Raw genomic sequence first — 206 nt, forward strand, 5'->3', positions numbered from 1 at the left:
GAAGTACTTGCACTTGTTGAAGCTGACGTGCTGGCGCTTGTTGAAGCTGATGTACTTGCTGACGTACTTGCGCTCGTTGAAGCTGATGTACTTGCGCTCGTTGAAGCTGAGGTACTTGCTGACGTACTTGCACTTGTTGAAGCTGATGTACTTGCTGATGTACTTGCGCTTGTTGAAGCTGATGTACTTGCTGAAGTACTTGCGCT

1 pseudogene is annotated in these 206 nt (G+C 48.1%); it reads left to right on the plus strand.

Annotation, left to right across the window (positions count from 1 at the left end):
- A pseudogene (locus tag B7692_RS11140) lies at positions 1 to 206 on the plus strand (hypothetical protein); the annotation flags it as partial.

Source organism: Streptococcus mitis (assembly GCF_002096925.1).
In the GTDB taxonomy this organism is placed as follows: Bacteria; Bacillota; Bacilli; order Lactobacillales; family Streptococcaceae; genus Streptococcus; species Streptococcus mitis_AF.